The 21,909-nt window shown below is 57.5% G+C and carries 22 protein-coding genes; 17 read left to right on the top strand and 5 right to left on the bottom strand.

Annotation, left to right across the window (positions count from 1 at the left end; all coding sequences use genetic code 11):
- Positions 1 to 9 precede the first annotated feature (9 nt).
- Genes THINI_RS06385 through iscX form a run of 7 tightly spaced genes read left to right on the top strand, consistent with a single transcriptional unit; the run spans position 10 to position 4,952 of the window.
- Positions 10 to 1,233 carry an IscS subfamily cysteine desulfurase gene (locus THINI_RS06385; RefSeq protein WP_002707835.1) on the top strand — a complete coding sequence of 408 codons (1,224 nt, stop codon included), beginning with the start codon at positions 10 to 12 and terminating at the stop codon, positions 1,231 to 1,233.
- Between the two features lie 24 nt (positions 1,234 to 1,257).
- Positions 1,258 to 1,641: a Fe-S cluster assembly scaffold IscU gene (gene iscU, locus THINI_RS06380; protein WP_002707834.1), complete on the top strand. Its 384-nt coding sequence runs from the start codon at positions 1,258 to 1,260 to the stop codon at positions 1,639 to 1,641.
- Between the two features lie 21 nt (positions 1,642 to 1,662).
- Positions 1,663 to 1,983, top strand: coding sequence for an iron-sulfur cluster assembly protein IscA (gene iscA / locus THINI_RS06375; RefSeq protein WP_002707833.1), 321 nt, complete (start codon positions 1,663 to 1,665; stop codon positions 1,981 to 1,983).
- Entirely contained in the window at positions 1,983 to 2,525 is a 543-nt protein-coding gene (hscB, locus tag THINI_RS06370; RefSeq protein WP_002707832.1) for a Fe-S protein assembly co-chaperone HscB, read from the top strand. Before iscA ends, hscB begins: the two co-directional genes overlap by 1 nt.
- A gap of 7 nt (positions 2,526 to 2,532) precedes the next feature.
- Positions 2,533 to 4,395 (top strand): Fe-S protein assembly chaperone HscA, encoded by a 1,863-nt coding sequence (gene hscA / locus THINI_RS06365; RefSeq protein ID WP_002707831.1) that lies wholly within the window; start codon positions 2,533 to 2,535, stop codon positions 4,393 to 4,395.
- A 3-nt stretch (positions 4,396 to 4,398) separates the two neighbouring features.
- A complete protein-coding gene (fdx, locus tag THINI_RS06360) occupies positions 4,399 to 4,737 on the top strand; it encodes an ISC system 2Fe-2S type ferredoxin (protein ID WP_002707830.1) in 339 nt (112 codons plus the stop codon).
- 11 nt (positions 4,738 to 4,748) lie between these two features.
- Positions 4,749 to 4,952 carry a Fe-S cluster assembly protein IscX gene (gene iscX / locus THINI_RS06355; protein WP_002707829.1) on the top strand — a complete coding sequence of 68 codons (204 nt, stop codon included), beginning with the start codon at positions 4,749 to 4,751 and terminating at the stop codon, positions 4,950 to 4,952.
- Positions 4,953 to 4,965: 13 nt separating this feature from the next.
- On the opposite strand, the gene THINI_RS06350 is transcribed toward iscX, so the two are convergent.
- Both THINI_RS06350 and THINI_RS06345 read right to left on the bottom strand, forming a co-directional pair.
- Positions 4,966 to 5,919: a glycosyltransferase family 2 protein gene (locus THINI_RS06350; RefSeq protein ID WP_002707828.1), complete on the bottom strand. Its 954-nt coding sequence runs from the start codon at positions 5,917 to 5,919 to the stop codon at positions 4,966 to 4,968.
- A gap of 2 nt (positions 5,920 to 5,921) precedes the next feature.
- On the bottom strand, positions 5,922 to 7,439 hold the full coding sequence (locus THINI_RS06345) for a DUF6056 family protein (RefSeq protein WP_002707827.1): 1,518 nt from the start codon (positions 7,437 to 7,439) through the stop codon (positions 5,922 to 5,924).
- A 198-nt stretch (positions 7,440 to 7,637) separates the two neighbouring features.
- Between THINI_RS06345 and THINI_RS06340 the strand changes: the two genes are divergently transcribed.
- Positions 7,638 to 8,453 (top strand): hypothetical protein, encoded by an 816-nt coding sequence (locus tag THINI_RS06340; RefSeq protein WP_002707826.1) that lies wholly within the window; start codon positions 7,638 to 7,640, stop codon positions 8,451 to 8,453.
- Between the two features lie 43 nt (positions 8,454 to 8,496).
- On the opposite strand, the gene moeA is transcribed toward THINI_RS06340, so the two are convergent.
- Positions 8,497 to 9,708, bottom strand: a complete 1,212-nt coding sequence (gene moeA / locus THINI_RS06335) for a molybdopterin molybdotransferase MoeA (RefSeq protein ID WP_002707825.1) — start codon at positions 9,706 to 9,708, stop codon at positions 8,497 to 8,499.
- 129 nt (positions 9,709 to 9,837) lie between these two features.
- Here moeA and THINI_RS06330 point away from each other — a divergent pair, with 129 nt between their 5' ends.
- The 6 genes from THINI_RS06330 to THINI_RS06305 are packed head-to-tail and all read left to right on the top strand — an operon-like array spanning position 9,838 to position 15,612.
- Positions 9,838 to 12,657: a monovalent cation/H+ antiporter subunit A gene (locus tag THINI_RS06330; RefSeq protein WP_002707824.1), complete on the top strand. Its 2,820-nt coding sequence runs from the start codon at positions 9,838 to 9,840 to the stop codon at positions 12,655 to 12,657.
- On the top strand, positions 12,657 to 13,004 hold the full coding sequence (locus tag THINI_RS06325) for a Na+/H+ antiporter subunit C (protein WP_002707823.1): 348 nt from the start codon (positions 12,657 to 12,659) through the stop codon (positions 13,002 to 13,004). The genes THINI_RS06330 and THINI_RS06325 overlap by 1 nt, the downstream gene beginning before the upstream one ends.
- Positions 13,001 to 14,536, top strand: coding sequence for a monovalent cation/H+ antiporter subunit D (locus THINI_RS06320; RefSeq protein ID WP_002707822.1), 1,536 nt, complete (start codon positions 13,001 to 13,003; stop codon positions 14,534 to 14,536). The genes THINI_RS06325 and THINI_RS06320 overlap by 4 nt, the downstream gene beginning before the upstream one ends.
- Before the next feature lie 2 nt (positions 14,537 to 14,538).
- The gene (locus THINI_RS06315; protein ID WP_002707821.1) at positions 14,539 to 15,033 is read left to right on the top strand and encodes a Na+/H+ antiporter subunit E; all 495 of its coding nucleotides are present in this window, start codon (positions 14,539 to 14,541) and stop codon (positions 15,031 to 15,033) included.
- Positions 15,027 to 15,296: a K+/H+ antiporter subunit F gene (locus THINI_RS06310; protein WP_002707820.1), complete on the top strand. Its 270-nt coding sequence runs from the start codon at positions 15,027 to 15,029 to the stop codon at positions 15,294 to 15,296. The genes THINI_RS06315 and THINI_RS06310 overlap by 7 nt, the downstream gene beginning before the upstream one ends.
- Before the next feature lie 4 nt (positions 15,297 to 15,300).
- Positions 15,301 to 15,612, top strand: coding sequence for a Na+/H+ antiporter subunit G (locus tag THINI_RS06305; RefSeq protein ID WP_002707819.1), 312 nt, complete (start codon positions 15,301 to 15,303; stop codon positions 15,610 to 15,612).
- A 68-nt stretch (positions 15,613 to 15,680) separates the two neighbouring features.
- On the opposite strand, the gene narL is transcribed toward THINI_RS06305, so the two are convergent.
- Both narL and THINI_RS06295 read right to left on the bottom strand, forming a co-directional pair.
- Positions 15,681 to 16,331 carry a two-component system response regulator NarL gene (gene narL, locus THINI_RS06300; RefSeq protein ID WP_002707818.1) on the bottom strand — a complete coding sequence of 217 codons (651 nt, stop codon included), beginning with the start codon at positions 16,329 to 16,331 and terminating at the stop codon, positions 15,681 to 15,683.
- Entirely contained in the window at positions 16,321 to 18,243 is a 1,923-nt protein-coding gene (locus THINI_RS06295; protein ID WP_002707817.1) for a histidine kinase, read from the bottom strand. The genes narL and THINI_RS06295 overlap by 11 nt, the downstream gene beginning before the upstream one ends.
- Positions 18,244 to 18,556: 313 nt before the next feature.
- Between THINI_RS06295 and napF the strand changes: the two genes are divergently transcribed.
- From napF to napA, 3 genes are read left to right on the top strand one after another with little or no spacing between them, the layout of a single operon-like run.
- Positions 18,557 to 19,048, top strand: coding sequence for a ferredoxin-type protein NapF (napF, locus tag THINI_RS06290; RefSeq protein ID WP_169314588.1), 492 nt, complete (start codon positions 18,557 to 18,559; stop codon positions 19,046 to 19,048).
- A complete protein-coding gene (locus THINI_RS06285) occupies positions 19,045 to 19,332 on the top strand; it encodes a chaperone NapD (RefSeq protein WP_002707815.1) in 288 nt (95 codons plus the stop codon). Before napF ends, THINI_RS06285 begins: the two co-directional genes overlap by 4 nt.
- Positions 19,329 to 21,908 carry a nitrate reductase catalytic subunit NapA gene (napA, locus tag THINI_RS06280; RefSeq protein WP_002707814.1) on the top strand — a complete coding sequence of 860 codons (2,580 nt, stop codon included), beginning with the start codon at positions 19,329 to 19,331 and terminating at the stop codon, positions 21,906 to 21,908. The genes THINI_RS06285 and napA overlap by 4 nt, the downstream gene beginning before the upstream one ends.
- The last annotated feature ends 1 nt before the right edge of the window (position 21,909 follow it).

The raw sequence follows: 21,909 nt of genomic DNA, 5'->3' as shown, positions 1-21,909 counted from the left end.
CAAGCCCCCATGAGTGAACTGAAAACGCCCATCTATTTCGATTACGCCGCGACTACCCCGGTTGACCCGCGTGTTGCCGAGAAAATGATGCAATACCTGACGCTGGACGGTGTATTTGGCAACCCGGCTTCCAAAAGCCATGCTTTTGGCTGGGGAGCGGAAGAAGCGGTGGAGCAAGCCCGCGTGCATGTTGCTGACCTGATCAATGCCGACCCCAAGGAGATTGTCTGGACCAGCGGTGCCACCGAATCCGACAACCTGGCCATCAAGGGTGCTGCGCATTTCAACGAGCGTCGTGGCAAGCACATTATCACCTGCAAAACCGAGCACAAGGCGGTGCTGGATACCTGCCGCCAGCTGGAGCGTGAAGGTTTTGAAGTGACCTATCTCGACCCTGAGCCGAACGGCCTGATCGACCTGAACAAGCTGAAAGACGCCATGCGCGAAGACACCACGGTGGTTTCCATCATGCACGTCAACAACGAAATCGGCGTGATTCAGGACATCGCTGCCATTGGTGAAATGTGCCGTGCCAACAAGACCGTGTTCCACGTCGATGCGGCGCAAAGCGCAGGCAAAGTGCCGATTGACATGGAAAAGCTCAAGGTTGACATGATGAGCTTTTCCGCCCACAAGATTTACGGCCCGAAAGGCATTGGCGCGCTGTACGTGCGCCGCAAGCCGCGTGTGCGTATCGAAGCGCAGATGCACGGCGGTGGCCACGAGCGCGGGATGCGTTCCGGGACATTGCCGACCCACCAGATCGTCGGCATGGGCGAAGCCTTCCGCATTGCCCGCGAAGAAATGAATGCCGAAAACGACCGCATCCTGATGTTGCGCAATCGGTTGTATAATGGCCTGAGAAACATTGAAGAGCATTATGTCAACGGTGATCTGGAACATCGGGTGGCCGGTATCCTGAACATCAGCTTCAACTACGTGGAAGGTGAAAGCCTGATGATGTCGCTGAAAGGGCTGGCTATGTCTTCCGGTTCCGCCTGCACCAGCTCCAGTCTGGAGCCGAGTTACGTGCTGCGTGCGTTGGGGCGTAGCGATGAACTGGCGCACAGTTCCCTGCGTTTGTCGATGGGGCGTTTCAGCACAGTAGAGGAAGTTGACTATGCGATTGAACGCATCCATATTGCAGTCGACAAATTGCGTGAACTCTCCCCGCTGTGGGAAATGTTCAAGGAAGGCATCGACCTGAGCAAGGTTGAATGGGTTTCGCATTAAGATTTGTTTGAGAGGTAGATAGCTATGGCATACGGTGAAAAGGTCATTGACCATTACGAAAATCCACGCAATGTGGGCAGCTTCAACAAGGCCGATGTGAACATTGGTACTGGCATGGTAGGTGCGCCTGCCTGCGGCGACGTGATGAAACTGCAAATCAAGGTCAACGAGCAGGGCATTATTGAAGACGCCAAGTTCAAGACTTACGGTTGTGGTTCCGCGATTGCCTCCTCCAGCCTGCTGACCGAGTGGGTCAAGGGCAAGACGCTGGATGAAGCCAGGGCCATCAAGAACACTGACATCGCCGCTGAGTTGGATCTGCCGCCGGTCAAGGTGCATTGTTCGGTACTGGCGGAAGATGCTATCCGTACCGCGATCGAAGATTACCAGAAGAAGCAGCAACAGTAAGCAAGCGACAGGAGACATGACATGATTACCCTGACTGAAACCGCTGCTGACCGCGTAGCCAAATTCCTTGCCAACCGTGGCAAAGGCATGGGGTTACGTCTTGGTGTCAAAACCAATGGTTGCTCCGGGATGGCCTACGTCATGGAGTTTGTGGACGAGCTTCAGAATGAAGATACTGTGTTCGAAAGCAATGGCGTCAAGGTGATCGTTGACCCCAAAGCGCTGGTGTATCTGGATGGAACCGAAGTCGATTATGCGAAAGAAGGTTTGAACGAAGGTTTCAAGTTTACTAACCCCAATGAGAAGGCGCGTTGTGGTTGTGGTGAGAGCTTCACTGTTTGATGATGTTGCAGGATCTTAAGCGGGATTACTTCGAGCTGTTTGGTTTGCCTCGCCAGTTTGGGGTGGATGACGGCGCACTTACCCGGCGTTTCCGTGAACTCCAGTCGCAGTACCACCCCGACCGTTTTGCCAGTGGCAGTGACCAGGAACGGCGGCTGGCGGTGCAGATTACCGCTTTCCTCAACGAGGCATATGCAACCCTGCGGCAACCACGTTTGCGCGCCCGCTACCTGCTGACGCTGGCAGGGGTGGAAATCAATGACGAACGCGACATTACGTCCGACCCCGCTTTCCTGATGCAGCAGATGGAAATACGTGAGGCGTTGGAAGACGCTGAGCAGGCGGCTGACCCCTTTGCCGCGCTGGATGCGGTGGGGGCGGACATCCGCCACACCATCGGTGAGTTGGAGGCAGGTTTCGCGGCGGCATGGGTTGCGGAAAACTACCCCGTCGCCAAAGACACTATGCTCAAGATGCGTTTTTACGAACGTCTACTGGAAGACTTGCGCCAACGCGAAGAGCGTCTGGAAGACAGCCTCTAGGACTATCATGGCATTACTACAGATTTCAGAACCCGGCATGTCCACCACTGCCCACCAGCACCGGCTGGCGGCAGGTATCGACCTTGGTACCACCAATTCGCTGGTGGCGAGCGTGCGTAGTGGGCAGGCCGATACTTTTCCCGATGATCAGGGGCGTCATTTGCTGCCTTCCGTGGTGCGCTATCAGGCGGATGCGGTGCCGGTTGTGGGGTATGACGCCAAGGCCGCGATTACCGCTGATCCCTTGAATACGATTGCCTCCGCCAAACGCCTGATGGGGCGTGGGGTCGGCGATATAAAACAGCTCGGGGGGCATTTGCCGTATGAGTTTGTTACGGGCGATTCTGTTGTGCCGCGTGTTGCAACTGCTGCGGGTGCCGTGTCTGCGGTTGAGGTGTCCGCTGACATCCTGCGGGTGTTGAAACAGCGGGCGGAAGTTACCCTCGGTGGCGATCTGACCGGTGTGGTGATTACGGTTCCCGCCTATTTTGACGATGCCCAACGGCAGGCGACCAAGGATGCTGCCAAACTGGCTGGTTTGAACGTATTCCGCTTGCTGAACGAGCCGACGGCGGCAGCGGTTGCTTACGGGCTGGACCGGAAGGCGGAAGATGTTATTGCCGTGTACGACCTGGGCGGTGGGACATTCGATATTTCCATCCTGCGTTTGAGCAAAGGCGTGTTTGAAGTGCTGGCTACTGGCGGTGATTCCGCGCTGGGTGGCGATGACTTCGACCATGTGATTGCTGAGTGGCTGTTGCAGGAAGCGGGTTTGGTTGGCAGTTCCGATCAGGTGGTATTGCGCACTGCCATGGTGGCCGCGCGTAATGCCAAGGAAGCCCTGACCGAAGCGGAAAGTGCGCCGGTCGCTTTAGGCGACTGGCAGGGTAAATTGACCCGCAGCCACATGAACGGGCTGGTTGCCCCGCTGATCAAGAAAACCCTGCTGGCTTGCCGCCGCACCCTGCGCGACGCCAACCTGCAAAAGGAAGATGTGCAGGATATCGTCATGGTGGGTGGCTCCACCCGCGTCCTTGCTGTGCGTGAGCAAGTGGCCGAATTCTTCGGCAAGCCACCGCTGGTCGATATTGACCCTGACCGGGTAGTGGCTCTTGGTGCAGCCATCCAGGCGGACGTATTGGCAGGCAACAAGCCCGATTCCGACATGCTGCTGCTGGATGTGATCCCGCTGTCGCTGGGGCTGGAAATGATGGGTGGGCTGGTCGAGAAAGTCATTCCACGTAACACCACCATTCCGGTGGCGCGGGCGCAGGAGTTCACCACCTTCAAGGACGGGCAAACTGCCATGTCGATCCACGTCCTGCAAGGCGAACGCGATACGGTGGAAACCTGCCGTTCGCTGGCGCGGTTTTCGCTGCGTGACATTCCACCGATGGTGGCGGGGGCAGCACGTATCCTTGTCACCTTCCAGGTGGATGCCGATGGCTTACTGAACGTCACGGCACAGGAACAAACCACCGGTGTCAGCGCGGGCGTGGAAGTGAAACCTTCCTACGGCCTCAGCGACAACGAAATCGAAACCATGCTGCGCGATTCCATGACCCACGCGCGTGAGGACATGGAAGCCCGCCGTCTGCGTGAACAGCAGGTGGAAGCCGACCGTTCCCTCGAAGCGCTGGATGCTGCCCTCGCAGCCGACGGTGATGTTTTGCTGACTGTGGAAGAACACGCCACCCTGCTGGCCGCCCGCGCCAAGCTGGCGGAACTGCGTCAGGGAACTGACTTTCAGGCCATCGAAAACGGCATCAAGGCGCTGGAAAAAGCCGCTGAAGCCTATGTCGAGCGCCGCATGAACGCCAGCATCCGCGCGGCTATGGCCGGGCACCGGATTGATGAATTCAAGGAATAAGCCATGCCAAAATTGATTTTTTTACCGCACGAAGACATTTGTCCGGAAGGCGCAGTCATTGACGTTGAACCCGGCATCAGCATTTGCGATGCAGCCTTGCAAAATGGCATCGAAATCGAACACGCCTGCGAAAAATCCTGCGCTTGCACCACTTGTCATGTCTACATCCGTGAAGGTTTCGACTCGCTGGACGAGGCCACCGACCAGGAGGAAGATTACCTCGACAAGGCGTGGGGCGTAGATCCGGATTCGCGCCTCAGTTGCCAGGCCAAAGTGGCGGATGAAGACCTCGTGATCGAGATTCCGAAATACACCATCAACATGGTTTCCGAACACCACTAGGAGGGGAGGCAATGGATGAGATCAAATGGACGGATACGCTGGAAATCGCCATCCAGCTCACTGAGGCGCACCCGGATGTTGACCCGCGCTATGTGCGCTTTACCGATTTGTACGCTTGGGTGATGGAACTGGACGGTTTCAGCGACGACCCTAACAAATCCAACGAGAAAATCCTTGAAGCCATCCAGATGGCTTGGATTGAAGAATCGGAGTAAAGGAAGGGCGGACTCAGGGTTGGTTTTCTGTTTGAAAACCAACCCGGGTTTTCACCAGATACACCGGCCTGCCCTTGACCTCAATAAATACCCTGCCCACATATTCCCCCAGAATCCCCAGCCCGATCAGGATGACTCCGTTGAAAAACAGGATCACCGAGAGAATGGAAGCATAACCCGGCACCTCCACCCCCAGCAGCAGGGTTTTGCCGATGACCCAGAGCAGGTAGCCCAGCGATAACAGCGACAAGCTTGCGCCCAGGTACGTCCAGATGCGCAGGGGTGCGGTGGAAAACGAAAAAATCCCATCCAGCGCGTAATTGAACAGTTTCCACAACGGCCACTTGCTGTTGCCAGCCTGCCTGGAAGGGCGGGTGTATTCGAGCGTTTCAGTACGGAAGCCCGGCCAGGCGAGGATGCCTTTCATAAAGCGGGTCTTTTCCGGCAACTGGCGCACGCATTCCACCACCTTGCGATCCATTAGCCGGAAATCGCCCACGTCTTCGGGGATGGGGATGGCGCTGAGGCGGGAAATGATGCGGTAAAACTGCCGTGCCGCCCAGCGTTTGGCAGGGGTATCGCCGGGGCGGGACTGGCGGTGCGCCAGCACCACGTCGGCTCCGGCTTGCCAGTGCGCCACCATCTGCGGGATCAACTCCACCGGGTCTTGCAGGTCGGCATCCATCGGGATGACGGCATCGCCGCTGGCAAAATCCAGCGCCGCCGTGAGCGCCGCTTCCTTGCCGAAATTGCGCGTCAGGCCGATCACTTTGATGTGGGGGTTAGCGTTGGCCAAGGCAATCAGGAGCGCCAGCGTGTCATCGGTGCTGCCGTCATCCACGAACAGGATTTCATACGGGTGGCCGAGTGTCTCCAGTGCTGGCGTAACGGCTTCCACGAAACGCTGGAGACCCTTTTGTTCATTGAAACAGGGTACGGCGATGGAAAGCAGGCCGGTTTCCCACATGTTTATGGTTCTTCCTCAGGGGGTGCTTGTGTCCATGCGGGGGAGGGTGGGCGCACCTTCGATTTCTGGGGTTTGTTCTGGCTACGCTTGCGTTTGATAAGATCCAAATCAAAGTAGCGTGCGTAACAGATATTCCGCCAGTCATGCGACAACGGCATGATGTCGTTGAAATAAACGGTGCGCGGGCGCTCACCCTCAAAAGCCGGGACGATCAGGCGGCGTTTGCCACGTTGGTTTGCATCCTCAATCAGGGCATAGCGCTGCTGGATGTAGTTATTGAACACTGGCGCTGTTTGCTGCCAGTCCATGATGGCGTGCTGGAACTTGCCGTTGGTGTATATCGCCAGTGCGAACAGCGCTACCCCGGCCAGAAATATGCCCGCTGTCCAGGGTCGGGCCGAGCCATTTTCCCGCCAGCTGTTGGGCATGAAATACAACGAAAACGCCCCGACCGTAAACAGCCAGGTGCACAGGAACACGAAATAAATGGCGTCCACTGTACGTACTGGTGGCCAGCCGCCGATTGCCCACCAAGCGGGGAATTCCAGCAATATCGGTAACAGTAAGGTCGCTAGGGCAAACAAGGCCAGATGCTGTTTGCGTGGCTGGAACTGCCGCATCCCGCTGCGTGCCAGCAATGCAGCCATGAACGGTGTCAACATGGTGGCCAGCAGGAATACCGGGTTCTGCACCCACCCTGGCATAGTCCATGCCCCCATCCCCAGGCTGCCCTTGATGGCGCGCACCAAGTCATGTCCATAGCGGAAGGTGGATTCCCGCACGGTATTGCCCGGCGCAAAATACACAATGGCACTGCAAGCAGCGGCGATGGCAAACAAAACCAGCCACGGCCAGGCAGCCCGCCAGCCCTTGCGCAACCTTGCCAGCAGCATGGCTGTGACTGCGGCGGCTGTCATTAGCATCCCGGTTTCGTTTGCGCCAACGGCCAGCAGCACCACAAGCAGCGAAGCTGCCAGGGGTAAGGCCAGCCCTTTCCCTTCATGCTGCCGGTCGGTAAGCTGGAGCATCAAGCCCGCCATCAGCAGTAACAGGATATTGGCTGTGAGGTAAGACAACGACCCTGCCATCCAGTACAAACTGCTGGCTGGGCTGCGCAAACCCAGTACGTACACGGCGGTGAACAGCAACGCCGTTATCACAACCGGCCACCCGTTCATGCGGGTCAGGAACAAACGCGAGAGGAAAAACGCCGCAGCCGTGAACAACGACAGCAACAGCAGCAACGCAATGAATTTGTAGCCATAGATCAGCCCACCCGACAACAGCGGGTAAATGGCGTAAAAGGCATTGCCGGAATAACGCCCGCTCCACTCCTGGTAGTGATGCCACAAATGCGGCCACAAGCCTTCGCGCCGCACGCCTTCGGCCATGCAGAAATCATCGGCGGAAGGGTGCGCATATTGCCCCAGTGCAATGAACAGCAGGATGACAGCGAGTGTGATCAGTGCCAGTAGGGTGAGGGAAATTTTTTCGAGTCTGGCAGGGAAGGTGGTGCTCATGGGGGCTATCCGTGTGGTGTTTTGCGGGATTCTACCCGGAAAACCTTACTGCCTGATACACCTGTTGCCAGGGCGGAAGCATGTGTGTGATCATGAGCTACCCTGCGGAGAGACGTCCGGTTGGGCGCAAGGGCGGGGATATTGTTCTGTCCGCTATTAAGTGGGCTGAAACCATCTTAGAGAGGAAATGATATTATTATGAAACAGACAAAAATTGCCCTGTTGATCGCAGGATTGGCGGTTTCGGGCGTGGCTTCTGCTGAATTCATGGACGGTTTTGACAATGGCAGTGGCATGGGGCAGGGTTACGGATCCGGCCAGGGCAACACCAGCGGTTACGGCCAGGGTTATGGTTCTGGTGCTAGTGATATGTCCGGCTGGGGACGTGGCAAGGGCGACGCCGATGGCGAGGTCGATTTCACCATCACCCTGAAAGGCAAGGGCAAGACCGATATGGCCTCCGACCTGTCAGGCAGTGGCCGGGGCGACACCGCCGCTAACCTGTATGGCTACGGTGACGGTTATGGCAGTGGTTACAACAACATGTATGGCTATAGCAATACCTACCAGAACAACCCGTGGGGTGGTTACGGTGGCGGTATGCCGATGATGCCTCAGGGTCAAGCCGCGCCAGCCCAGGGGCAAATGTCTGGCATGTCCGGTCAGCCCATGATGATGGCTCCGGGCTATGCCATGCCGATGCAGGCTCCCAGCTATGAGCAGATGTATCAGCAAATGCTGATGCAACGCGCCCAGGCTGACGCTTTCTTTAAGTGGATGGAAGAGCGCCGCAAGGCCATGGCCGAGCGTCAGGCTGCCGCTGCCAAGGCTGCTACACCAGCCGCTGCTGCGCCAGCCACCGAAGCGAAGCCTGAAGCGCCAGCGGCTGAAGCCAGTGCGCCAGACGCAGCCCCGGCAGCAGGCGAAGCCGCCGCAGTTGCCCCGGTGCCTGCGGCATCACCAGACATGCCGCCACCGCCGCCACCACCGGCAGCGGCTCCAGCTGCACAATAATTCGGGATGGCAACCAGAGGGCTACGTAAGTAGCCCTCTTTGTTTATAGCAGCCCGTCAAATGGGATGATGCTCACGGTTGTTCCCGCCTCCACGTCTCCCCATTCCAGCGGCAAAACGATAAAGCAATTGGCCTGGCTCATGGAGCGCAAAATGTGCGAACCTTGCCCGCCGGTACTGCGCACCCGCCACTGGCCGTTGGCATCGCGTTCGCAAATACCACGCTGGTAATCCTTGCGCCCCGGTGTTTTCTTCAGGCCGGTTTCGCAGATGGCGCTGTATTCCGGCACCAGCGGCACGGTTTCGCCACGCAGGGTGAGAATGGCAGGGCGCACAAACAGCAGGAAAGTCGCCATCACCGACACCGGGTTCCCCGGCAGGCCAAAGAAAACCGTGTTGCCGAGCGTGCCGAAAGCCAGTGGCTTGCCCGGTTTGGCGGCAACTTTCCAGAAATCCACTTTCCCCAGGCGCTGGAGGGTGGCCGTGACGAAATCGGCTTCACCCACTGAAACCCCGCCGCTGGTGATGAATACATCGGCTTGCTGCATGGCTTGCTGGAAAGCATGTTCCACCGCTTCCGGGGTATCGCGCACCACGCCGAGGTCGATGATTTCCACATCCAGTTTGCTGAGCAAACCATGAAGGGTGTAACGGTTGCTGTCGTAAATGTCACCGGGTTGCAGGGGTTCGCCAATACTTTTGAGTTCATCGCCAGTGGAGCAGAAGGCAACCCGTGGGCGGCGTAAAACCTCAACTTCACCAAGGCTTAACGAGGCGAGCAAGCCCAGATCAGCTGCATTGAGCTTATGCCCCGCCGCCAGCACCGTGTCGCCAGTGCGCATGTCTTCGCCGGGATGGCGCACGTTTTCACCCGTTTCGGGGGCTTTATCTACCTGGATGGCATCGCCGTCGCGCTGCACATATTCCTGCATCACCACTGTGTCTGTGCCATCGGGCACGACTGCGCCGGTCATGATGCGCACGCACTCCCCTGCCTGGGCTGTTCCGGTGAAAGGACGGCCTGCAAATGAGCTGCCGATGACCCGTAGGGATTGCCCATTGCTGATGTCGGCGTGGCGCAGCGCATAGCCATCCATCCCCGAGTTGCGGTGCGGGGGAACGTCGAATGGGGCAGTGACCGTTTGTGCAAGAATGCGCCCCTGCGCTTGCCACAAGGTGACGGTTTCATGCTGAGGTAGGGCGGTGATTGCCGCCAGGATGTGGGCTTGCGCTTGTTCAACGCTAATCATGCTCATATGGGTCATTCCTCTTCAGGGGCGGGGGTATTTAACCCCTTCAATGTGGCGTAATGCGGGTTTCGGCAGGCGCTTGCGCTAGAATGTAATCGTCCGTGAGCCAATATCCGCTTTTTTCAATGGTGAAGTATGGTAACAAGTTTTGATTTGCTGTTGGCAGTCCTTTTGCCTTTTGTAGGGGCATTGCTGGCGGCGGCTTTCAGTACACGGCACAGGGTGGCTGCGGCATGGGTGGCGGGGCTGGTGACACTGGGTTCGCTGCTGGTGTTGATGCCAGCGTTGCAGCGCGTGTTTGCCGGGGAAACCCTCATCCAGTCCTGGTCGTGGATGCCTGCCATCGGGCTGGATTTCGCCTTCCGGCTGGATGGTCTGGGGGCGTTGTTTGCGCTGATGATCCTGGTCATTGGTCTGCTGGTCATCCTCTACGCACGTTATTACCTGTCGGCCAAAGATTCGATGGGGCGGTTTTTTGCCTACATGTTGGTCTTCATGGGGTCGATGCTAGGGGTGGTGCTGTCGGAAAACCTGTTGCAATTGATGGTGTTCTGGGAAATGACTTCGCTCAGTTCCTTCCTGCTGATCAGTTACTGGCAACACCGGGAAGATGCGCGGCAAGGGGCGCGCATGGCATTGGCCATTACCGGCGGTGGCGGGCTGGCATTACTGGCGGGCATTTTGCTGTTGGGGCAGATGGCGGGCAGTTACAACCTGTCTGATATATTGCTGGCGGGTGAGCAAATCCGCGCCCATGCACTGTATTTGCCGACCCTGGTGTTGATTGCGCTTGGGGTGTTTACCAAGTCGGCGCAGTTCCCGTTCCATTTCTGGCTGCCGAATGCGATGGCTGCCCCCACCCCGGTGTCGGCGTATTTGCATTCGGCAACGATGGTGAAAGCGGGGATTTTCCTGTTGGCGCGCTTTTTTCCGGTACTGTCCGGGACACCGGAATGGTCATGGCTGATTGGTACGGTGGGGATGCTGACCTTGCTGGTGGGGGCGTTCGTCGCCTTGTTCCAGCATGACTTGAAAGGCTTGCTGGCGTATTCGACCATCAGCCATCTGGGCTTGATCACCTTGCTGTTCGGGCTGGGGACGGAACTGGCGGCGGTGGCGGCCTTGTTCCACATTATCAACCATGCCACCTTCAAGGCGTCGCTGTTCATGGTGGCGGGGATCATTGACCATGAAGCCGGTACGCGGGATATGCGCCGGGTAAATGGTTTGTTGAAATACCTGCCGCATACGGCGGTGCTGGCTATGATTGCGGCGGCGGCTATGGCGGGTGTGCCGTTGCTGAATGGTTTTTTAAGCAAGGAAATGTTCTTTGATCAGGCGGTTGTGGCATCCAGTACTTCGTGGTGGGCATTGGCCATTCCGGTATTGGCAACCTTGGCCGGGGTATTTTCGGTGGCGTATTCGCTGCGTTTCATCCATGACGTGTTTTTCAATGGTGAGCCGGTTGATTTGCCGAAAACGCCGCATGAGCCGCCGTTGTTTATGCGGATTCCGGTGGATGTGCTGGTGGTTTTGTGTTTGGCGGTGGGGATGTTGCCGATGTTTACGGTGGCTCCCTTGCTGGCAGTGGCGGTGCAGGGGACGTTGCAAAGTGGCCCCCCCGAATACAGCCTGGCGATTTGGCATGGGTTTAATGAACCCTTGCTGATGAGTTTTATCGCGCTGATGGGCGGGGTTGCTGTGTATGCGGTGCGTCAGCCGCTGTTTGCGTGGTATGAAGCGCGGGTCAGGGGGCAGTGGTTGCGGCATTGGTATGACTGGGGCATCGACAGGTTGTATAGGTTGGCGCGCACTGTCGTGCGGGGGCTGGATCGTAATTCCTTGCAGGACAAACTGTTTTGGGTGTTGGGTTTCACCTTGCTGATGGGGGGGGCTGGGTTCCTGTCCAGTGCTGCGCCATTGCTGGGTGGGCGGGCATTGTTGCCGCTGGATGCGGTGAGTCTCGTGGTCGGGGCAACCTTGATCCTTGCCAGCCTGTTGAGCGTGGTATTGCATCGGGAACGCCTGATTGCGCTGGTGGTATTGGGCGCGGTGGGGCTAGTGGTGTCACTGGCATTCGTGAAGTTTTCCGCGCCAGATTTGGCATTGACGCAATTGTCGGTGGAAATTGTCACGATTGTGTTGCTGATGCTGGCCTTGTATTTCCTGCCGCAATATACCCGGCGGACGAGCGTGACGTGGCGCAAGTGGCGTGATGGGGTACTGGCGGGTTTGCTGGGTTTGGGGGCTGCGGTGCTGGCATTGGCAGTGATGACCCGTGATACCGCGACTTTGGCGGATTACTTCGTGACGCAAAGCGTGCCGGGCGGTGGCGGCAAGAATGTGGTCAATGTGATTTTGGTGGATTTCCGGGGCTTTGATACCCTGGGGGAAATCGCTGTGCTGGCGCTGGCGGGGCTGGGGATTTTTGCCTTGTTGCAGCAGATCCGCTTGTATGCGCCTGCTACGGATAGCGGTGGGCGGCCATGGGCTTTGGAGGCGAACCCCTTCATCCTGCAAACCTTTAGCCGTATTTTGTTTCCGCTGATGTTGATGGTGGCGGTATTTGTGTTCCTGCGTGGACATAACCTGCCGGGTGGTGGGTTTATCGCCGGGTTGATTGCGGCCCTGGCGATTGTGTTGCAGAACCTAGCCAACGGCATTGGCTGGACGGCGCAACGGATTCGTAGCGATATGCATTCGTGGCTGGCGGCGGGTTTGCTGGTGGCGGCAGGCACGGGGCTGGTGGCGGTGGCATTGGGCTACCCGTTCCTCACCTCGGCGTTTGCGCATCTGCATTGGCCGGTCGTGGGTGAGTTTGAAGTGGCCAGCGCAATGTTCTTTGATACCGGGGTATTTCTGGTGGTGGTCGGGGCAACCGTGATGATTCTGGTGGAACTGGGCAAGCTGAACCGGCTGGATGCGCCTGCCCCTGCACCAACGGGAGGTGTGTAATGGAACTGCTGATTGCCTTGAGTATTGGCGTCATGGTGGCGTGCGGGGTGTATCTGGTGCTGCGTGCCAGTACCTTTCCGGTGGTGATGGGGCTGACCTTGTTGTCGTATGCGACCAACCTGTTCCTGTTTGCGATGGGGCGGCTGGCGGTTGGCGTGCCTGCGATTGTGCGCCCGGATGCGCCGGGCTATGCTGACCCGTTGCCACAAGCCCTGGTGCTGACGGCGATTGTGATTGCCTTTGGCATGACCGCGTTCAGCATTGTGCTGGCGTTGAAGGCGCGCGGGGAAACAGGCAGTGATCATGTGGATGGAAAAGAGCCGGAGATAGGGGGGAAGCTCCCATGATGCATTTGCCAATCCTTCCGATTCTGTTGCCGCTGTTGGCCGGGATTCTGTTGTTGTTATTACGCCCGCTGGGTTTGCAGGTACAGCGCGTGGTGGGTTTTGCGCTGGCGTTTGCCTTGCTGTTGCTGGCGGTGTGGCTGTTTGATGTTGCGCTGGCGGGATCCCGGCAGGTGTACGCGCTGGGGAATTGGCCCGCGCCGTTTGGGATCACTCTGGTGTTTGACCAACTCGCGGCCTTGATGCTGCTGGTGACGGCAGTACTGGCGGTAGGTGCATTGTGGTATGCGATTGTCACGGAAACCGATGCGCAGGGCAGCCATTTCCATGTGTTGTTCCAGATGCAGTTGTTTGGCCTGAATGGGGCATTCCTGACCGGGGATGCGTTTAACCTGTTTGTATTCTTTGAGGTGTTGTTGTTGGCTTCCTACAGCTTGTTGCTGCACGGTGGCGGCAAGAACCGTACTGTGGCGGGGCTGCATTATGTGGTGGTGAATCTGGTGGGTTCGACCGTATTCCTGTTTGCGTTGGGTGCGTTATATGGTGCGTTGGGGACACTGAATATCGCCGATATGGCGGCAAAAGTCGCAGCATTGCCTGCGGAGCGGGAAGGGTTGGTGATGGCGGCAGGCTTGTTGCTGTTGCTGGTATTCGGGCTGAAGGCGGCGATGTTCCCGCTGTATTTGTGGTTGCCAGTGGCATATGCACGGACATCAGCACCCGTGGCGGCCTTGTTTGCGATCATGACTAAGGTTGGGGTGTACGCGATTATCCGGGTGCATGGTACGGTGTTTGGGGCGGATGCGGGCAGTCTGGCGTATTTCCATGCACCGTGGTTGCTGGGGTTGGGGTTGACCACCTTGGTGCTGGCGGCGCTGGGGGTGCTGGCGGCGTTCCGCTTGCGTTTTCAGGTGGCTTATCTGGTACTGGCTTCGGTGGCCATGCTGCTGATTGCGGTGGGGCTGCATTCTGAAGCGGGGCTGGCGGCGGCTTTGTATTACTTGGTGCATTCCACCTTGTTGGCGGGTGGCTTGTTCCTGTTGGCGGATGTGATTGTGCGGGGGCGCGGGGCGTATGCCGACCGTTTTGACCCCGGTATGCGCTTGCCACACCATCGTTTGCTGGGTGGCTTGTTTATGTTTGCAGCGGTGGCAGCCTTGGGTTTGCCGCCATTGTCGGGGTTTTTCGGTAAGTTGTGGATTTTGCAGGCAGCATTGGGGCATCCGTGGCGTTGGGTGGTATTGGTAACTGTATTGCTGAGTAGTGCCTTGTTGTTGATTGCTTTGGCGCGTAGTGGTTCAGTGCTGTTTTACAAGGTAAAAGATCGCCCGGATGCGGCTGACCCGGTATTGCCAGCGCAGATTCCGGCATTTGGGCCAAGCTTGGTAGCCGTGTTGTGGTTGTTGGCGGCTATCCCTTTGCTGGTGGTATTGGCGCAGCCGGTTGCCGGGGTGATGCAACAGGTGGCAGCGCAAACGCTGGATGCGTCGGGGTATCGGGCAGCAGTCTTTGACCCTGCGGCAGGAGGTAAATGAGCATGTTGAAACGATGGTTGCCGCATCCTCTCCTGAGTTTGCTGCTGTTGTTGGTCTGGCTGTTATTGAACAATACCATCGCTATGGGGCATGTGGTGCTGGGTGCAGGCTTGGCTTTGGTGATTCCGTTTCTGACCATAGGCTTTTGGCCGGAACAGGTATGTGTGCGCCGCCCGTGGGTGTTGCTGAAGTTCATGGCGGTGGTGTTGTGGGATATTGTGGTGGCAAACCTGCATGTGGCGGTATTGATCCTGGGTTCTACCCGTAAACTCCAGCCTGCATTCATGGTGCTGGAACTGGATATCCGTTCGCCGTTGGGTGTGAGTTTGTTGGCGAATACGATTTCGCTGACGCCGGGAACCGTTTCATGTGAGGTGTCGGCTGACCGGCGGCAATTGTTGGTTCACGCGCTGCATGTGACGGATGCGGCGGCGAGTATCCGGGAAATGAAACAGCGTTACGAGCAACCCTTGATGGAGGTATTAGGCGAATGTTGAGCATGGTATTGCCGTGGGCTTTCGGGATGGTATCGCTAGCCTTGTTGCTGAGCTTGTACCGCTTGCTGGTGGGGCCGGATGTGCCTGACCGGATTTTGGCGCTGGATACGCTGTATCTGAATACGATTGCCTTGCTGGTTTTGTTTGGCTTGATGCAGGGCAGCGCGCTGTATTTCGAAGCAGCGTTGCTGATTGCCGTCATGGGTTTTGTGGGGACGATTGCGCTGAGCAAGTATTTGCTGCGCGGCGATATTATGGAGTAGGGCGATGCTGGATACGGTTTTGGCAATATTGGTACTGGTCGGGGCGTTTTTTACGCTGTTGGGTTCATTGGGGCTGGCGAAAATGCCGGACTTTTTTATGCGCCTACACGGGCCGACCAAGGCGACTACGCTGGGGGTAGGGTCTGTATTGGTGGCTTCGGCCTTGTATTTTTCGTTTAATACCGATGGGATCAGTTTGCATGAAGTGCTGGTGACGTTGTTTTTGTTCATGACTGCGCCTGTAAGTGCGCACATGATGGCGAAGGCGGCACTGCATTTGCGGGTCAAGCAGGTGGAACGCACGCGCAAGGCATAATTCACCGGGATGCAACATGTGGCAGGGTACTGATGGTTCATCTTCGTATCCTTGATGCAGGTCAAGAACTATTTTTGCTGATCCACATACCAGACTGCTGCTTCCACCCGTGAACGCAGGTTGAGTTTGCGTAGCAGGTGTTTGACATGCACCTTGACCGTGCCTTCAGTAATGCCCAGTTCGCGCGCGATCAGTTTGTTGCTCTTGCCGACGGCGACCAGTTCAAGGATGCGCTGTTCCTGCTCGGTAAGACCGGCTTCCGAAGGGGTTTTCGGGTGGGAGGCATCGTAACGCATGGCGTGCGCCAGTAGGTTGACCAGCCGTTCGGTCAGGGTGATACGCCCGGCGGCAGCTTCCGCCAGTTTTGCCACCAAATCCTCCGGCTCCATTTCCTTGAGCAGGTAGCCGTCCGCGCCACCGCGCAGGGCAGCCACCAGATCTTCTGCCTGGTCGGAAACCGTCAGCATTACGATACGGGCATCATTGCCGGATGCCTTGATGACTTTCAGTACCTCGATGCCGCTCATGTCCTTCATGTTCAGATCCAGCAGGATCATGTCGGGTTCAAGGTCTGCCGCCATTTCGATGCCTTCCTGGCCACAAGACGCTTCGCCCACGATCGTGAAATCGGGAACCATGTTGACCAGATAGCGGACACCTTTCCTGAATAAGGGATGGTCATCAACAATCAGCAGGCGTTGTGGTGTGTCAGGCGGCATGGGCAATCCTTGGGTCAGGCGCAAAATGATGGGTATTGGCCGGGGTAAAGTCGAGCTGCACGCAGGTTCCTCCGCCGATCCGTGGGAAAAATTGTAGCGTGCCTTTGAGGGCGCGGGCGCGTTCGTTCATGATCGCCACGCCGTAATGGTGGATAGACGCAGTTTTCTGGATACCGATGCCATCATCGGTAATTTGCAGGCGCAACCTGTGGTCAGGTTGCCCATGTACCGTTACCCAGGCATGGCTGGCTTTGGCATGTTTGAGGACGTTGGAAAGGGCTTCGCGCACAATTTGCAACACATGGATTTCTTCATTGGGCGTCAGGCTGATGCTGTCCAGATTGGCGTCGAGAGTAATTGGTAAATTGCCACGTTCGGCAAATTCGGTCGTGGTTTGCGCCAGCGCCATGCCAAGATCGGCGTCTTCCATGCGCAGACGGAAAGTGGACAGCAGTTCGCGCAATTGCTGGTAGGAGCTGTTCAGCCCCTCGCGCAAATCTTCCAGCGCCTCGGCAATTTCCTCACCTTCTTCCGGAGACTTGAGCGCAGTGCGCAGGCGGCTGACCTGGATTTTCATGTAAGCCAGCGATTGTGCTAGGGAATCGTGCAACTCGCGGGCGATGACGGCGCGCTCTTCCAGCAGGGAAACCCGGCGGTGCTGTTCAATGCGCTGCTCGGAAGCGATGGTGATGCCGATGTGGCGTGACAGTGCTTCCAGCAACTGGATTTGCCAGCGTTCGGCGCTACTTCCGGCGGGTACATCCACCGCCAGGATGCCGAAACGCTTGTCGGTATCCGTCAGCGGCATCCGCAACACATGCCGCCCATCCGGCAACGTATTCATGCGCACGGCATGGACATCATGGCATTCGACGCAGTTGGCGGCGTGCTGGCATAACGGGCTGACACCGCCTTCCACCGTGGTCGCGACCACCTGACCAAGGTTTTCCGTATCCCCTTTCAGGCAGATCGTGCCATGCCCCAGCCCCAGCACGGTTTCGGCGTCCCGCAGCACATTCTGGAATACTTCGCGGTCAGGGGATATGCCGTGCAGGCGGGTGATGGAGCGGTACAACAAATCCAGCGAACGGTTGCTGCGGGTCAGTTCCGCCGTCTTCTGCTCCACCCGGGTTTCCAGATTCTGGTAAAGCTTGGCGAGGTCTTCCGCCATGCGGTTGAAAGCTTGCCCCAACTGGCCGATTTCGTCCTCGCCAGTCAGGTGAGTACGGGCGGTAAGGTCGCCCTGACGGATATGCTCAGTCAGCCCCAGCAAGCTTTTGAGCGGGGCGAACAGGATGTTGTTAAGCAGGTAAATCGAGAGCATCACCACCAGCAACGTGCCGACGATGGTGGTGGCCAGGATAATCCGCAGGAACAGGATTTTGGCCTCGACCGTTTCTTCCATCTGTTTGACCAGATCGTTGATACGGTCGACGAATACAGGAATTTCATCCAGTACCGCCAGTTGCCCAATCGCCTCCGGTTTGGGCAACAGGGCGGGCTTGACCCGCGTCAACCAGCGGGTTTCAACTTCCTGGTAAACCTGCCGCAGGGGCACATCGTCATCATCCGGCACAATAGCCAGGATGGGTTCGGACACCAGATCATGTTCAAAGCGGGTAATGGCTTCCTGCAAGGTTTCCCGATAATCACGGGTGTCGTCCTGCAACAGGCGCTGGTGGAACGAGGCCATGCGCCAACTTTGCATCCGCAAGCTACCGGCAATGTTGATGGCTTCGCCGTTGCCCTGGATGGTTTCCGCCACCCGCCAGGAAACCGACATCCCGGCCAGCGCCAGCAGGGTAATGGCTGCAATCATCCCGCCCAACTGAACCAGCAGGGAATTCTTCAATTTGTGCCATATATCGCGCGCCAAAAGGATGCTCCATGGAACGGGGGAATCTGCTTTCATCAAGACTAATACATCCTGTTGGTGGAAAGGGCGGGTAATTGGTTGTACCACTTCAGCATAAGGGTATGACGGCAAGTTTCATCAAAAAATTTAAAATAAATAAAAAACAATTAGTTAAATGATAGCACCTATACCACTTTAGTGGTAATCCGCCTGTCATTTCCAGCTTGCCCCGGCTGGAAAGCGGCAAGCCTTCGGCGTAAAACAACAGTGGAATCATCCACAGTCCGGGAATAGGCCACGGGTAATGACGATACGGAATGACACGGCGGGCAACAACATGCACTTACCCAATATGGGGCGGAGGGCATTTTTGCGTGGCAGAAGCCCCCGTTTCAGCCCAACTGCCATCCGCCCGCCGTGGGCGCTTCCCGTAGCCGCATTCGTCAATGCCTGCACCCGCTGCGATGACTGCATCGCTGCCTGCCCACAACACATCCTGCAACGTGGCGATGGCGGTTACCCCGAAATCAGCTTCCGCAACGGGGAATGCACCTTCTGCGGCCAGTGCGCCGATGCCTGCAAGGATGGAGCCTTCCAGCCCGGCGAACACAGCGCCCGCAATGCCTGGAACCTGTCGGTCACGATCCAGCCATCCTGCCTGTCGCTGAACGGCGTGGTATGCCGCACCTGTGGTGACCACTGCGATGCACGCGCCATCCGCTTCCAGCTACAGACTCGCGCCGTCGCCGTTCCCCATATCCAGCAGGAAAACTGCACCGGTTGCGGAGCCTGCCTCAGTGTTTGCCCGGTCAACGCCGTTGACATCAAGAATATGCCCCGTCAGGAGGAAATCGCCGCATGACAGCCACACCCAACACAGCCCTTACCAACATCTGCGGCGTGCTGGTGCAAATCCGCCTCGAACAGCGCGAGGCCATGAAACAGCAGTTACTGGCAATTCCGGGGCTGGAAATTCATGCCGACAGCCCGGAAGGCAAGCTGGTAGTGACGGTGGAAGCCGACGATTACACCGAGGCCGCCGAAGCACTCAACCAGTTACAGACCATGAAGGGCGTGCTGTCCGCCTCCCTGATCTACCACCACGCCGAAGAACTCGAAGTTACCCAAAGTGAGAGCCAATCATGAAACTGACACGCCGAGACTTTATCAAGACAAATGCAATTGCCGCGACGGCTGCCGCTGCGGGTATCACTATTCCGGGCTTAAACGCCAGAGCTGAAGAAGCCACAGGCGACAAGGACATCCGCTGGGACAAGGCAGCCTGCCGCTTCTGCGGCACCGGCTGTTCCGTACTGGTCGGCGTCAAGGATGGGCGCGTGGTGGCCAGCCAGGGCGACCCGGATGCGCCGGTCAACCGTGGCCTCAACTGCATCAAGGGTTATTTCCTGCCCAAAATCCTGTACGGCAAAGACCGTCTGACCACGCCGATGCTGCGTAAAAGCGGCGGCAAGTTTGACAAGGAAGGCGAGTTCACCCCGGTTTCCTGGGAAGAAGCCTTCGACATCATGGCCGAAAAATGGAAGGCCGCACTGAAAAAGGATCAGGAAATCAACAAGGGTAAAACCGTCGACGAAATGGTTTCCACCATCGGCATGTTTGGCTCCGGCCAGTGGACGGTGTGGGAGGGCTATGCGGCTTCCAAGCTGATGAAAGCCGGTTTCCGCTCCAACAACATTGACCCGAACGCGCGTCACTGCATGGCTTCCGCCGTGGCCGGGTTCATCCGTACCTTCGGCATGGACGAGCCGATGGGTTGTTATGACGATCTGGAACACGCCGACACCTTCGTGCTGTGGGGTTCCAACATGGCGGAAATGCACCCGATCCTGTGGTCGCGCCTGACTGACCGCCGCCTGACTGGCAAGGATGTGCAGGTACATGTGCTGTCTACTTACGAGCACCGCAGTTTTGAACTGGCCGACAATCCGCTGGTGTTCAAGCCGCAGACCGATTTGGCCATCCTCAACTACATCGCCAACTACATCATCGAACACGATGCGGTGAACAAGGATTTCGTCGAAAAACACGTCAACTTTATGCAGGGTGTGACCAATATCGGCTATGGCCTGCGCCCTAAACACCCGCTGGAACAGGCATCCAACGCCAACGGCTACCCCGGTGAAGACGGCAAGCCGAAGGGCAACCCCGGCAAAATGGATCCGATTGATTTCGAGGCTTACAAGAAGTTTGTCAGCGAATACACGGTTGAAAAAGCCAGCGAACTATCCGGCGTACCCAAGGAAAACCTGGAAAAGCTGGCGCAGCAATACGCCGACCCGAACCGCAAAGTGGTTTCCTACTGGACTATGGGTTTCAACCAGCATACCCGTGGCACCTGGGCAAACAACCTCGTGTACAACATCCACCTGCTGACCGGCAAGATTTCCGAACCGGGCAACGGGCCATTCTCCCTGACCGGTCAGCCATCCGCTTGCGGTACGGCGCGTGAGGTCGGCACGTTCTCTCACCGTCTGCCAGCCGATCTGGTCGTCAACAAGAAAGAGCATCGTGATTTCGCCGAAAAAATCTGGCAACTGCCGGAAGGCACCATCCCCGGCAAAATCGGCTACCACGCCGTGTTACAGAACCGGATGCTGAAAGACGGCAAACTCAACGTTTACTGGGTGCAATGCACCAACAACATGCAGGCCGCCGCCAACATGAATGAGGAAGGCTGGCCCGGCTACCGTAACCCAGACAACTTCATCGTGGTTTCCGACCCTTACCCCACCGTGACTGCGATGGCCGCCGACCTGATCCTGCCAACCGCGATGTGGGTGGAAAAGGAAGGCGCGTATGGTAACGCCGAACGCCGCACCCAGTTCTGGCGGCAACAGGTGAGCGCGCCGGGCGAAGCCCGTTCCGACGTATGGCAGCTGGTCGAGTTCTCCAAGCGTTTCAAGGTGGAAGAAGCCTGGCCGGAAGAGCTGATTGCGAAAAAACCCGAGCTGAAAGGCAAGACCCTGTACGAAGTCCTGTACCGCAACGGTTCCGTCGACAAGTTCGCCAAACAGGATGTGAAAGACGACTCCGGCAACGTTTACGCCAACAAGGAGATGGAAGACTTCGGCTTCTACCTGCAAAAGGGCTTGTTCGAGGAATACCGCCGTTTCGGTCTGGAAGGCCATGAAGGCCACGAACTCGGCGAATTCGACGCCTACCACAAGGCGCGCGGCCTACGCTGGCCGGTCATTGACGGCAAGGAAACCCTGTGGCGTTACCGCGAAGGTTTTGACCCGCACGTCAAAGGCGAAAAAGGCGAGGTCAAATTCTACGGCAACGAGGATGGCAAGGCCAAAATCATCGCCTTACCGTATGAAGAGCCAGCCGAATCACCGGACAAGGAATTCCCGCTGTGGCTGTGCACCGGGCGTGTACTGGAGCACTGGCACTCCGGCTCCATGACCCGCCGCGTGCCTGAACTGTACCGCGCCGTGCCGGATGCGGAAGTATTCATGAACCCGGATGACGCCAAGGATCTCGGCCTGCAACGCGGGATGCCGGTCAAGGTTTCCAGCCGCCGTGGTGATATTGTCGCGCGCCTCGAAACCCGTGGCCGTAACAAGCCGCCCAAGGGGCTGATTTTCGTGCCATGGTTCGACGCCAGCCGCCTGATCAACAAGGTCACGCTGGACGCCACCTGCCCGATTTCCAAGGAGACCGACTACAAGAAGTGTGCGGTCAAGGTGGAAAAGGCGTAAG

Origin of the sequence: Thiothrix nivea DSM 5205, from assembly GCF_000260135.1 — a bacterium.
GTDB classification, from domain to species: Bacteria; Pseudomonadota; Gammaproteobacteria; order Thiotrichales; family Thiotrichaceae; genus Thiothrix; species Thiothrix nivea.
This window is presented reverse-complemented; position numbering and strand designations above follow the sequence as displayed.